We start from the raw sequence: 12,766 nt of genomic DNA on the forward strand, positions 1-12,766 counted from the left end.
CTCCGCCGCATTGTGGCCGGTGACCTGTAAGGTCTTAGTGGCGGCATGCTGAAACTGGAAAACCTCTTGAAGGATTGGGCCTGGCCGGTTGCGGCCGTGATCATCTCCGCGATGATGATTGCCATCGCCCACGCGTTCGAACGGATTGGCCAACTTCCACCCTGCCCGCTTTGCCTGCGTCAGAGAGAAGTCTACTGGGCCCTGATCGCCATGACGATCACGGGCCTGGCAATCTGGAAGTGGCGGCCGAAGAGGCGGTTTCTGGTGGCGCTGAACGTGCTGATCGGGCTTGTATTCGGGGTGGGCGCAGTGGTGGCGGCCTACCATTCAGGGGTGGAGTGGAAGATTTTTCCGCCGCCCGCCGGGTGTGCAGCCGGAGGGGCCGTGAACCCGCTCGAATTCAGGGACCTGAACCAGTCTTTCCACGTGGCAGATTGCACAGCGGCGCCGTTTTACATCCTTGGCCTGTCCATGGCGGGATGGAATGGCGTGGTCTCGCTGATCCTGTCAGCTGCCAGCTTTGTCGCAGCCGCCGCTACAGTTCGCCGCTAAAGGCCGAGCACCTTGCGGGCGATGATCGTGCGCTGGATCTCGTTGGTTCCGCCATAGATCGACTGGGCGCGCCCGGCAAAATAGGACGACACGTCCTTGGCGGCATGGAGAGGCAGGCCGATCTCCGACGCATTGGCGCCGAAGCCGGGCTGGGCAAACGCGGCGGCGGTATCGAGGAAAAGCTCGGTAATCTGCTGGTGCGTCTGGGTCGCGAGGATCTTGATTGTCGAGGCTGCGTCGCCCGGAGATCCGCCCGAAGAAAGCCCGGATAGAACACGAAAGACCGTCATTTCCAGTCCATCAACGGCCATTTCGGCCGCTGTCAGCTTTTGCGCGAAGGCCGGGTCGTCGATCAGGCGATGATTGCCGCCATCCGGCATGGCCGTGGCCAGTTCGCGCACATGGCGCAGCATGGCACGCTTGCCGCCAATGCGGGCATACGAGGTGCGTTCGAATCCGAGGAGGTATTGGGAATAGGTCCAGCCCTTGCCCTCTTCGCCGATGCGATAGTCTTCCGGCACTTTCACATTATCGAACAGGACCTCGTTGAGGACGTGTTTCCCGTCAATCGTGATGATCGGTATGAGCGTTACGCCCGGCGCGTCCATGGGGCAGCAGATGAATGTGATGCCCTCCTGCTTCTTGCCTTCATTGCTTGTCCGCGCGAGCAGGAAGATCCAGTCGGCATGCTGCGCGGCCGAGGTCCATATCTTGTGGCCATTCAGGGTGTAGGTTCCGTTCTCCAGAACGGCGCTGAACTGCAAGGAGGCGAGATCGGAGCCGGAGCCCGGTTCGGAATAACCCTGCGCCCAGCCGACGGAGCCGTCGCGGATTCCCGGCAGCCATTTGGCCTTCTGTTGATCCGAGGCGAATGTGTAGAGAACCGGGCCGACATAGACGACGCCCATCGGGGTGACAGTCGGCACGCCGGCGCGTTCAAGCTCTTCATCGAACACGTATTGCTCTTCGACCGACCAGCCGGGACCGCCATACGCTTCAGGCCAGGCACTTGCGAGCCAGCCCTTGGCGCCAAGCGCCATTTCCGAGCGCCGGATGTCTTCCGTTGTGAGTGCTTCGCCTGCACGGTTTTTCGCAATGATGTCTGCGGGAAACCCGGTTTCGAAGAAATGCCGCACCTTGGCGCGGAAAATCTCGGTTTCAGGACTGAATGTCAGGTTCATCTTTGCGCTCCCTCTATCAGGAGCGAGCGTAGGGCAGGCCCGGCCCGTGGCAAGGCCTGCCCCAACGTATGGCCTTGCCTCAGGCGGCTTTCACTTCCTCGATCCAGTCGTCGACCTTGCGCTCGAGCAGTTCGAGCGGCATGGCACCGCCGCCAAGCACGGTGTCGTGGAAGCCGCGAATGTCAAACTTGTCACCAAGTTCGCTTTCGGCCTTCGCGCGCAGTTCCTGGATCTTGATCATGCCGATCTTGTAGGCGGTCGCCTGGCCCGGCATCACGATATAGCGTTGGACTTCCGAACGTGCCTGAGTCTCGGTGATCGCGGCATTGTCGAGGAAGTACTGAACGGCCTGTTCCTCGGTCCAGCCTTTCGAATGAAGACCTGTGTCGATGACCAGGCGGATGGCGCGCCACATTTCAGAGCCGAGGCGGCCAAAATCGGAATACGGGTCATCATAGGTTCCGGGCATTTCCTTGGCGAGCCATTCGGAATAGAGGCCCCAGCCTTCAGCATAGGCGGTGAAGTTTGCCTGCGTCCGGAATTGCGGAACGCCGGTCAGTTCCTGCGCGATGGCGATCTGCATGTGGTGGCCCGGAATGCCTTCATGGTAGGCGATGACTTCCAGTTCACGCTTCGGCATCGCTGTCATGTCTGACAGGTGGGCATAATAGATGCCGGGACGCGTGCCATCGGGCGTGCCGGGGAAATAATGCTGCGCGGCGCCGTCCTGCTCGCGGAAGGCTTCGACCCGCTTCACGACGAGGTCGGCCTTTGGCAGGATGCCGAAATAGTTCGGCAGCTCGGCCTTGATGCGCTCGATGTCAGCCGTTGCATCGGCGATGTAGGCGAGGCGACCTTCGTCGGTGTCTGGATAGTAGAACCGCTCATCATCCTTGCTGTCCCGGAGCATGGTGAAGAATTCGTTCAGCGTACCCTCGAATCCGACCGACGCCTTGATGGCTTCCATGTCGCCGCGGATACGTGCGACTTCCTTCAGGCCCAGTTCGTGGATCTCGTCAGCGGTCATGCTGGTCGTCGTCTGAGTCTTGAGGCGGAAATTGTAGTAATTTGCCCCATCCGGCTGGAGGTAGGCGCCGACGGGCTGCGTCGAGTCTGGCGAATTTGCCATGTCTTCTGTCGCAAAGGCGATGATTTCCTTGTAGGCGCTCAGGAAGTCGCCCTTCAGCGCCTCTTCGGCCTCTGCGAGGAAGGCGCCGCCTTGGACTTCGTCAATGCTGCCGGCGTCAACGAGCAGTTTGATGTCGGACTTGATGTCGGCGAGGAGGGCGCTGTCTTCACCCTCGGTGAACGGTGCGCCGGTGATGATCTTCTTCGACTGGTCGATCACGCCCTCATAGGCGAATTTCGGTGCGTGTACGCCGCGCTCGGCGGACTCTTTCGCGACTGCGATCGCTTCGCGAAGTGCTCGGGCGCTCTCACCGATTCGCTTGATGTAGGCGGTCATGTCTTCAGGTGTGTCTACGGCGTGAAAGCCGATCAGGAAGGTCGGCAGGAAATTCTGGAGACCGTTCATCTGGTCAAATACGAAGCCATTATAGCGATAGGCAGCGCCTTCGGCGGCCTGGTCGTACTGGTATTTCCAGAGGTCGTAGGACATTTTGTCTGCTGGCGAGAGCGCATCGTAGTCAAACGAGGCTTCCATTTCCTCGGTTGCCGCTTTCTGCCAGGCCAGTTGTTCATCCTGACAGGCGAAGGTCAGGCAGTCGATCTGGTCGTTCAGGTCTTTGCGGCCCAGAAACGACAAGCCGATCGGGCTGAATTGCAGCTGTTCTTCGTATTTCACGTCGAACCAGGCGTTCAGCCGGGCGCTCAGTTCTTCAGCGGATTCGGCTGGCGCTTCGACGGCTGCGACCGTTTCAAGGTTTTCGGCGGGCACGCTCTGGCTGGCACAGGCGGAAAGGACAAAGGCGAGGGCGAGGGCGGAGACTGAGCTGCGCATCATGAGGGAACTCCCTGGGATTATTTCCGATTAACGATATGACGACGTATCGCCTTCTGCGGCGGGCTGTCAATTGGCAAGCGTGTGGATGGCGGGTAGAGGAGTGTCATGACAGACCCACGCCGTTCTTCCGACAATGCCGTGCCCGGTGACCAGCAAACCGTGCGCATCGGCACACGCGGATCGCCGCTTGCCCTGGTGCAGGCGCGCCAGATTGCCGCTTCGCTTGAGGTGAGTTCCGGTGGTGCCTTGCGCGGTGAAATCGTGCCCTTCACCACGAGCGGCGACCAGCTGACGACCGAGCGCCTGATCAATGCAGGCGGCAAGGGGCTTTTCACGCGCGAACTGGATGCAGCGCTGGATCGCGGCGATGTGGATATCAATGTCCACAGCCTGAAGGACGTGCCGGTTGTCCTGCCGGTGGGTCAGATATTTGCCGCCTATCCGGAACGCGAAGATCCGCGCGAAGGGTTCCTGTCGCCAAGGGCGACCCGTCTGTCGGACCTGCCCGAAGGGGCCAAAGTGGGCACGGCGTCGCTGCGCCGGGAATCCCAGACACTGGCGCTGCGACCGGATGTCGAGATCGTGACATTTCGGGGAAACGTGGCGACACGGATGCGCAAACTGGAAGAGGGGCTGGCCGACGCCACCTATCTCGCGATGGCGGGTCTGACGCGGCTGGGGCTAGCGCATCTGGCGACGCCGATTCCGATGGAAGAGATGCTGCCCTCCGCCGGGCAGGGAATTATCGGTGTCGTGATGCGCGAGGATGGCCCGGCCGTGGTGCGCGAGGCTCTGCGCCTGATCGATCATGACGAGACCCGCGCAGCCGCGACAGCGGAGCGGGCGTTTCTGGGGGCGCTCGACGGCAGCTGCCGGACACCGATAGCTGCCCATTTGTTTGATAGAGGCGAGGACTGGGAGCTGATTGGCGAGGTCCTCGCACTGGATGGCCAGCAGCGCTGGCGGGCGGACGGCACGTGCCGCAAGGGGGCGAGCGAGACGCAGCTGGCGGCGCTCGGGCGGGCGGTTGCGGCTGAGATTCGTGCAGCAACGGGCGGGGCGCTGCCGGCATTCGTGGGGGACTGGTGAACCTTCCGGTCATCGTGACACGGGCCGAGCCTGCAGCGGCCGATACAGTTTCGCGCCTCACGGCTGCTGGTTACGAGGCTGTTCTTTCACCCGCCCTGACGCTGGAGCGCCTGCCGGACGCGGTGCCGGACATGACCGGTATCCGTCACCTGATTTTCACCAGTGCGAACGGTGTCCGTTACTTCCTGGAGCGCGGCGGGATGGGTGCGGCAGTGGTGTGGTGTGTGGGTGAAGCGACGGCGGCGGCGGTGCGGCAGGGGGGTGGCAGGGATGTGCGCGAGGGAAGTGGCAACGCCGCCGATCTCGCCGCGATGATCCTTGCCGCGCCTGAGGCGCAGACGGGCGCGCTGCTGCATATTGCGAACGCGGCCGCAGCGGGCGATCTGGTTGCGACGCTGAAAGTTGCAGGACTCGATGCGCGCTTTTGTGCGCTTTACCGCACGGTGCCGGTCCGCGCGCTGGCGCCTGCGGCCCTGGCTGCGCTCAGCGCTGCGCCACGCTGTGTTGTCCTGATCCATTCGGCCAAGGGGGCTGCCGCGTTCCGTGAGGCGGCCGCAGGGATCGACTTGTCGAACGTGGTTTTCGTGGCGATCTCGGATGCGGCGAGCCGGCCGCTCGACGGGTGCGGGGCGCTGGCGATCATCAAGGCGGCAAGCCCCAGCGAGACGGCACTGATGGACGCGCTTGATGCAGTCGTGCGGGCGCTCTGATTGCGACCTTTGATCGGCGCGGGCGTATATGTCAGTGTGATTCCAAATTCCGCCTGCGAGGAGCAGACAGACAGATGACCGACGATCCCGAGGACGATATGCCCGTCAGCTCTGCCGAGCCGATTGATGCAGATTTCGAACCGGCCTTCGAGGACGGTAAAGACGCACGGGCGGGCGGTGCAGGCCGGTCCGGTCCGGGCTGGCTGGGTGTTGGCGTGGCGGCACTGGTGGCAGCAGGCATGGGCGGCATCATCGGGATCATTGCAACGCTGGCGATCCCCGAGAGGAGCGGCGGCAATGACATTTCGGCGGTGACGGCGGAGCTGGAATCACTGAAAGCAGAGCTGCAGGCCGCTGGCCTGGAACGCAGCAAGGTGATCCGCGATGCGGCCGACCTGGAGGCGCGTCTTGAGGCGGGTCTGACTGCCGCGCCTGCGCGCGCTGAGCAGGACCTTGGGCCCTTGCTGGCCGAACTGGATGCGGTCTCCAAACGGGTTGACGAAGCGCTCGCGGCCAATAGCGGAGAGGCACTGAACCGGCTGACCGCCCGCCTTGATGCGCTGGAAGCGGTCGATACGAGCGGCGAAGCGACGGCGGCGGAACTGGCGCGGGCGCTAGGCGCATTGTCAGAACGGGTGACTTCACTCGAGACTCGTCTTGCGGACCTGCAATCAGACCTGGTGCGCAGCAGCGGCGACACGACGGAGCTGACAAGCCTGATCGAGCGGATGCGCAGCGATGAAGCGGCTGTGCGGGCCAAGGCCGAAGCCTCGGAATCCAGCGCGGATGCCGCGCTGGCCCTTTCCGCCATCGAGGCGGCCTCGCGGCGCGGCAGCAATTTTGAATCCGACTATCGCAAGCTGCGCGCGATCATGCCCCGGTCGGCCGCGGTGCGGGCGCTGGGCGAGGTGGCCTCAACCGGCGCGCCGACCCTTGCCCAGCTGCAGCAGGGCTTTGGCCCGGCAAGCACGAAGGCCCGCGCCGCCATCCCGGTGGACAAGCAAGGCGCGCTTGGCTGGCTGAACAACCTCTTCGGTGACGCCGTTACGGTTCGCGGCGACGATGATGAGGACGGCGGCGCGGCGGTGATCCTGTCGCGCGCCCGAACGGCGCTTGACGCGGGCGATCTTGAGCAGGCTGTCCGGACGCTGGAGAGCCTTGATGGCGACCCCGCTGCCGCCATGGCTGACTGGACGCAATCGGCAAACCGTCGCATCACTCTGGAAGCCGGGCTCGAGACCCTGAGGCTGGGCATGATTGGCGGGGAAGCGCAGGAATAATGAACCGGATATTCCTCTTCATCCTGATCCTCGTGATCATTGCCGGTGGCGCATTGATCGGCTTCTGGGCCGTCAACCTGCCTGGCAGTGTTGTCATCAATGACAGCCGTGGCGAGCTGGTCTCGCTGCATACTGGCGTGGCGGCGATTGCGCTGATTGTTTTCGGCGGCCTTGTTGCGGCCGTCTGGTGGGTCATCAGCGGCCTGTTCGTGCTGCCGGGCAAGATCGGGCGCTCGCGTCAGACCAACCGCGCGCGCAAGGCCAATATGGCGCTGACCGAGGGCTTGCTGGCCGCCGAGGCGGGCGATTCGGTCCATGCGCTGAAACTGGCGCGCAAGGCCGTGAAACATGCCGAGGATGAGCGGTTGAAGCTGTTGCTGGAAGCACGCGCCGCCGAAGCCAATGATGACTGGGCAGGGGCCGAGCGCGCCTGGGGCCAGCTGACCCGCCTTCCCGGCGGCCAGCTGGCAGGCCTGCGAGGGTCTGCCATGGCGGCAGCCGAGCGCGGCGACCAGTCAACGGCCGAATCGCGGGCCCGCGAGGCGCTTGGACTGAAGTCGAATGCCGACTGGCCGTTCAATTCCCTGTTCGACCTGCAAGTGGCACGCGGCGAATGGAACAAGGCGCTGGAAACGCTGGCGATTGGTGAGAAGCGCGGGCTGATTTCCGGCGACAGCCTGCGCCGCCGCCGTGCCGTCTTGCACACGGCAGGTGCTGTCGGCCTGCCGCACGATCGCAAGCAGGAGGCGCAGAAGGCTCTTGCAGAAGCGATTCGCGCAGCGCCCGGCTTCCCGCCGGCGGCCTGGCATGGCGCGCGCCACCTGATGATCGACGGCAAGGAGAAGGCGGCGCAAGGCGTGCTGGAACTTGGCTGGAAGGCGCGTCCCCACCCGGCCCTGGCGCAATTGTCCCGGCGCCTTGTGCCGCAGGATGCCCGCGAGAATATTGCCGCCCGCCTGCAGGCGCTGGTGGAGACGCATCCGACCCACCGGGAAAGCCGTATCCTGTCGTCCGAACTGGCCATGGACCGGGCCGACTGGGTTGAGGCGGTCAAGAGCCTGGCCTTGCTGGTGGAAGAGAACCCGACCGGACGGCTTTGCCTGCTGATGGAGCGGGCGCTGAAAGGGTATGGCGACCATGACGAGGCCCAGCGCTGGGGGCGGATGGCGGCGTCTGCGTCGCGTGAGGCCGATTGGTCCGACATTGACCCGAAGGGCAATGCGTTCGACTTTGCTCAGCGCGACTGGAGCCGACTGGTTTACGCCTTTGGTGATGTCGGCGACCTCGTGCATCCGCGCTATGAAACCTATGGACGGGAACTGGAAGCCGGACGGGTGCTGGCGATTGCCGGGCCGGAGGATGACAGGATCGCGCCGCCCAAGGCTCCGAGTGACCGACTGACGCCGCCGCTCGACTATGCCGAAGACGACGATTGACCACCTGCCGGCAACGGCAAAAGCGTCTTGCGCGCCGCGCCCTGTGTGGTTATTCAGGCCGGACGCTCCATGGAGCAGGCCGCTATAGCTCAGCTGGTAGAGCATCGCATTCGTAATGCGGGGGTCAGGTGTTCAAGTCACCTTAGCGGCACCACTCTCCATTTTTCCAAAATGAATCAGGTTTCCGGATCAGGACTGGACGATGAAAAGTCCGGCAATGATCAGGCAGGCGCCGATGGCATATTTGATGGTCAGCGGCTCTTTCAGGAAGATGGCGGCCATTAGCGGGACGAGCACAAAGGTCAAAGCCATGAAGGAATAGGCGTAGGACAACGGCACCGTTTTCAGGACATGTATCCAGAGCAGCGTGGCGGCGCCATAGATGGCAAGCGCCAGCAGGAAGATCGGATTGAAAGCGACGGTGTAGAACGGTGTCCCAGCCTGCGCCGTGAGGCGGCCGCTGGTCAGCTTGAACAGGACCTGGCCGAGCGCGATCATGACCGGGGTCAGCAGGAGCAGGCCGAAGACGGGCAGGGTGAGGGGCTTCATTCGGCCGCAACCATGCGCGGCGCATCAGCGGCATCGAGCGTTTCGCAATAGTAAATGTCGCGCTGGATATCCCGGCAGACATGGGCCTGTGGCACGGGCTGCATCGCGCGCAGGAAGGAATGCGTATAGGGGAAGAAATTGAAGTGCGGGTTGAACGTGTAGCGGTATTCACGCTCGCGCGGCACGACGATGATCACCCGGCGCCGGGCGATGCGGCGCAATTCGGAAATGGCCTTGCGGTAATCCAGCACGTGCTCGATGACATGAGTGCACACGACCGTGTCGAACTCCCCGTCGGCGAAGGGCAGGTCTTCGATCCGGGCGGCGACATATTCGATGCCCTGCAGGGCGGCGGCATCATCGATGGCGAAGTCGACGCCGGTGAGGCGCGCAAGGCCGTGGCGGGCGTCACGGATGCGCGAGAGAAGGTAGCCGGTGCCGCACCCGATGTCGCAGACGCTGTTGCCGATCACGTCTGCGCAGATCGCCGCGATACAGGCTTCGGAATTGTCGGTGCCTTCGTGGACGCGGGGATGGTTCCTGTAGAGATCCTCGTATTCCGCGTCGCTGAGGAAGGGCGCGCGTTCACGGAATGTGGCGAGTTCGCTGATATGCTTGCCCCAGACCAGGCTCGCGGCGTGGCGGAACAGCGGCGAATCGTGAAGGAAGGCGGGCAGCACGTCTTCCAGCACGAAGCGGATGCGGTTGGTGTGCTCGCGTTTCATCGCGGACCGGTGCCGCGATGCGGAGGGCGCTCGTTGAGCGAGTCAGGCTGGCGGCGCTCGGCAAATGGCGTCGTGCCCGACTGGTACTGTTCGCCGCGCGAGGGCGCTATCGAGAGATAGAATATGCGCTTCTGTTCGGCTCGGCCGCGCGCGACGGAGTCCAGGACGATACCGGCGATCAGCGTCATCATCGAGGCCAGCAAGAGCACCATTGCGAGTATCCATGTCGGGATCCGGTCAACAAGGCCCGTGGCCAGAAAGTCGCGGATGACCGGCGCCATCAGGATGATCGACGTTGCCAGTAGGAAAGTGGCGACATAGGCGAAAAAGAGGAAAGGGCGGGTTTCCTTCATCAGCATGGCCATCATGCGCAGGATGCGGAATCCGTCGCGGAAGGTCGACAGCTTGCTTTGCGACCCTTCCACGCGCCGGCCATAGTCGAATTCGACTTCGGATACCGGCAGACGAAGGGTCGATGCGTGAACGGACATCTCGGTCTCGATCTCGAATCCCGGCGACGAGGCCGGGAAGCTCTTGGCAAAGCGGCGTGTGAAGGCGCGATAACCGGAGAAGATGTCGGTGAACTCGTTGCCGAAGAGGGCCTTGTAGACAGAATTGAACAGGCGGTTTCCGAAGGCGTGGCCGTTGCGGCCTGCGTCCTGCCTGACATTGCGGCGTGTGCCGACGACCATGTCGGCGCGGTCGTCAAGCAAGGTCTGGATCATGCGCGGTGCGGCGGTCGGGTCATAGGTGCCGTCGCCATCGGCCATCAGGTAAATGTCGGCGTCAATATCGGCAAACATCTGGCGGACGACATTCCCCTTGCCCTGGCGGCGGGAGGGAACAACCGTAGCGCCAGCAAAGGCTGCCTGCTGCGCCGTGTCGTCAACCGAATTGTTGTCATAGACGAAGATGCGCGCCCCCGGCAGCGCCTTGCGGAAGCCGATAACCACAGCGGCAATCGACTTGCCTTCATTGTAGCAAGGCAGAAGAACGGCGATGTTTAGCTCGCTGAAAGCATTGCTGGTCATGTATCCACCCATTGCCCGAATTTAGGCTTTTCTACACAGGCAAGGGTTAAGGTGGCCTTTCACGCTGGGGCGGCCGAGGGAGAGATTCAATGGGGGCATCACGCAAGGCTGATCGGGTGGACCGGGCGATCGCCATCGGTTTCGGATTGCTGCTGGTTGGCTGCCTTCTGCTTGTGAGTGCCGTGTCAGGACGATTTGCGCTGGCCGCACTCGACGCTGACAATGCCATGCGGCTTGTCGAGATACAGGACTATCTGAACGGGCAGAACTGGTTCGATGTCAGCCAGTCCCGGCTTGGCCCGGAGGGCGGCACGGCCATGCACTGGTCGCGGCTGGTCGATGTGCCGGTCCTGCTGATCCGCGCGATACTGGACGTTTTCCTGCCACCTGAGGCTGCGCTCTACTGGGCCGTCATGATCTGGCCGCCGATGAGCGTGCTGCTGCTGGTCTTTGCCCTGGCTGCGGGTGCACGCTTTCTTGGCGGGCGGGCGGTGCTTGTCTTTACCTGTATCATCGCGGCAACCGTCCTGTTCCGGCAACAGAACTTCCTGAGCGGCAGCATCGACCATCACAATCTCCAGATGGGCTTTCTGGCGATGTCACTGGCGTTTTCGATTGACCCAAAGCGGAGACCCGTGAGCCTGGCACTGGCAGGCGCAGCACTTGCATCCTCGCTCGCCGTGGGGGTGGAAGTTTATCCGTTCGTGGCGGTGATCTGCGCCTTCCATGCGCTCGACTGGGCAGTCGCCGGACGCGCGGCACAGAAAGGTGCGGCGGCCTTCGGGGCCAGCCTCGGGCTGATGAGCGCGGTGTTCTTCCTTGCATCCATCGCGCCGTCGCAATACGGCGCAGTCTATTGCGATGCGCTGTCACTGATTACCGTGTGCGCAGCGATGCTTGGCGGCCTCGGCCTGGCAGGCGTCGCGTTCAGCCTCTCCGGCAGGTCGCTGGTGTGGCGGCTGGCGGGTCTTGGGCTGCTCGCCCTGGCGTGTGGCCTGCTGCTGAAATTGCAGGCGCCGCAATGCCTCGTCAATCCTGTCGACGCGCTACCGGAATTTGTCCGTACCATGTGGCTTGAGAATGTGAGCGAGGCCCAGCCCCTGTTCGCGCCGCGTCCCAACATGTTGCAGGAAGGCCCGTTCATGGTCGGGATGACCATCGTCGCGGCCCTGGTTTCGGTGTGGCAGATCGAGATGGGCGTCCACAGGCGGGCCCACATCCTGTTTCTGGCGCTTATCGCTGTTGACCTCATGATGACGCTTCAGCAAATCCGGTTCTATACGTTCGGACACGTTTTCGCGATCCTGCCGCTGGCCGCGTGGGTGGCCGGACTGTACAGCGCGAAACCGGAAGGCGGGCAGCGCGGCGTGACCTATGTACTGGCGCTTGCCGTGTCGCTGCCGCTCGTCTGGGGCGCGCCTGGACTGATCCTGAAGGCAAAGCCGGCTGGCGGGGCCGCTGCGCCAATCGTTGAAGGGGCCTGCACCAGTCAGGACCTGCTGGCCGCCCTGGACGCCCAGCCGGAAGGGCTGGTGCTGGCGGTTGCGGACGCAGCGCCGGATATCCTGCGCTACACGGGACAGCGTGCCCTTTACGGAAACTATCATCGCAATGTCGCGGGCATCGACCTGGCCCTGCGCATCTTCATCGCGCGTCCGGAGGAAGCGGCGGCAATGTTGCAGGCCGGAGGCATCAACTATGTCCTGGCCTGCCCGTCACATGCGGAGATGACCCTGTTGGGAAAAGCGTATCCGGACGGGTTCGCTGCGCAGCTTGCGGCTGGTGATCCGATGCCTTTTCTGACGCCAGTTGCGGCATCAGAGCGCGGAGACGCCCTCTACGCGGTCAAACGCTGACGGGCTGGCTTTATTCGCCCAGCACGTAGTCGGCTTCGGCCACATAACGGCTCGGGCCGTCACCCCTATGGCTGGAATAGAGGTGAAAGCTGTTCACCCTGAACGCATCACTGCGGTAGGCGTGGCGCGGCGCAGCCCACGTGGTGACGTCTTCAGGCGTGGTACCGTGAAGGTAGGCCAGGGTGACGTGCGGCGTGAAGTTGCGCCGGTCCGCCGGCAGGCCGAGGCGCCGGGCGGCGCGCTCACACTGAGCCGCCAGGGCGCTCAGCTCGTCTGTCTGGCGCACCCTCGCCCAAACCGAACTTGGTTCGCGCCGGCCGAACCAGCCGATGCCTTCGAGCCAGATTTCAAGCGCGGGTGACCGAATTTCGCCAAGCAGGTCGTCGAGATCGCG

Annotated in this window: 12 protein-coding genes and 1 tRNA gene; 7 read left to right on the forward strand and 6 right to left on the reverse strand. The window is 63.4% G+C overall.

Annotation, left to right across the window (positions count from 1 at the left end):
• Positions 1 to 45: 45 nt before the first annotated feature.
• Positions 46 to 552: a disulfide bond formation protein B gene (locus VR74_RS07345; RefSeq protein WP_045695572.1), complete on the forward strand. Its 507-nt coding sequence runs from the start codon at positions 46 to 48 to the stop codon at positions 550 to 552.
• On the opposite strand, the gene VR74_RS07350 is transcribed toward VR74_RS07345, so the two are convergent.
• Both VR74_RS07350 and VR74_RS07355 read right to left on the reverse strand, forming a co-directional pair.
• Entirely contained in the window at positions 549 to 1,733 is a 1,185-nt protein-coding gene (locus VR74_RS07350) for an acyl-CoA dehydrogenase family protein (protein ID WP_045695574.1), read from the reverse strand. The two genes, VR74_RS07345 and VR74_RS07350, sit on opposite strands and share 4 nt — an antisense overlap.
• Positions 1,734 to 1,812: 79 nt before the next feature.
• On the reverse strand, positions 1,813 to 3,696 hold the full coding sequence (locus tag VR74_RS07355; protein WP_045695575.1) for a DUF885 family protein: 1,884 nt from the start codon (positions 3,694 to 3,696) through the stop codon (positions 1,813 to 1,815).
• Positions 3,697 to 3,801: 105 nt separating this feature from the next.
• Between VR74_RS07355 and hemC the strand changes: the two genes are divergently transcribed.
• The 5 genes from hemC to VR74_RS07380 all read left to right on the forward strand — a co-directional run bounded on the left by hemC (position 3,802) and on the right by VR74_RS07380 (position 8,365).
• A complete protein-coding gene (gene hemC / locus VR74_RS07360) occupies positions 3,802 to 4,785 on the forward strand; it encodes a hydroxymethylbilane synthase (protein ID WP_045695577.1) in 984 nt (327 codons plus the stop codon).
• Positions 4,782 to 5,495: a uroporphyrinogen-III synthase gene (locus VR74_RS20640; RefSeq protein ID WP_299949826.1), complete on the forward strand. Its 714-nt coding sequence runs from the start codon at positions 4,782 to 4,784 to the stop codon at positions 5,493 to 5,495. The genes hemC and VR74_RS20640 overlap by 4 nt, the downstream gene beginning before the upstream one ends.
• Before the next feature lie 74 nt (positions 5,496 to 5,569).
• A complete protein-coding gene (locus VR74_RS07370) occupies positions 5,570 to 6,775 on the forward strand; it encodes a mitofilin family membrane protein (protein WP_045695578.1) in 1,206 nt (401 codons plus the stop codon).
• Entirely contained in the window at positions 6,775 to 8,211 is a 1,437-nt protein-coding gene (locus VR74_RS07375) for a heme biosynthesis protein HemY (protein WP_045695580.1), read from the forward strand. The genes VR74_RS07370 and VR74_RS07375 overlap by 1 nt, the downstream gene beginning before the upstream one ends.
• Positions 8,212 to 8,289: 78 nt before the next feature.
• Positions 8,290 to 8,365: transfer RNA gene (locus VR74_RS07380), tRNA-Thr, on the forward strand.
• Positions 8,366 to 8,400: 35 nt separating this feature from the next.
• On the opposite strand, the gene VR74_RS07385 is transcribed toward VR74_RS07380, so the two are convergent.
• From VR74_RS07385 to VR74_RS07395, 3 genes are read right to left on the reverse strand one after another with little or no spacing between them, the layout of a single operon-like run.
• Positions 8,401 to 8,760, reverse strand: coding sequence for a hypothetical protein (locus tag VR74_RS07385; protein WP_045695581.1), 360 nt, complete (start codon positions 8,758 to 8,760; stop codon positions 8,401 to 8,403).
• Entirely contained in the window at positions 8,757 to 9,485 is a 729-nt protein-coding gene (locus tag VR74_RS07390; protein WP_045695583.1) for a class I SAM-dependent methyltransferase, read from the reverse strand. The genes VR74_RS07385 and VR74_RS07390 overlap by 4 nt, the downstream gene beginning before the upstream one ends.
• A complete protein-coding gene (locus VR74_RS07395; RefSeq protein WP_299949828.1) occupies positions 9,482 to 10,516 on the reverse strand; it encodes a glycosyltransferase in 1,035 nt (344 codons plus the stop codon). Before VR74_RS07395 ends, VR74_RS07390 begins: the two co-directional genes overlap by 4 nt.
• 89 nt (positions 10,517 to 10,605) lie before the next feature.
• Between VR74_RS07395 and VR74_RS07400 the strand changes: the two genes are divergently transcribed.
• The gene (locus VR74_RS07400; RefSeq protein WP_045695585.1) at positions 10,606 to 12,372 is read left to right on the forward strand and encodes a hypothetical protein; all 1,767 of its coding nucleotides are present in this window, start codon (positions 10,606 to 10,608) and stop codon (positions 12,370 to 12,372) included.
• A gap of 10 nt (positions 12,373 to 12,382) precedes the next feature.
• Here VR74_RS07400 and thpR read toward each other — a convergent pair.
• On the reverse strand, positions 12,383 to 12,766 hold a 384-nt coding region (gene thpR, locus VR74_RS07405; protein WP_045695586.1), incomplete at its 5' end, for an RNA 2',3'-cyclic phosphodiesterase.

It is taken from the genome of Hyphomonas sp. BRH_c22 (assembly GCF_000961795.1).
GTDB lineage: Bacteria > Pseudomonadota > Alphaproteobacteria > Caulobacterales > Hyphomonadaceae > Hyphomonas.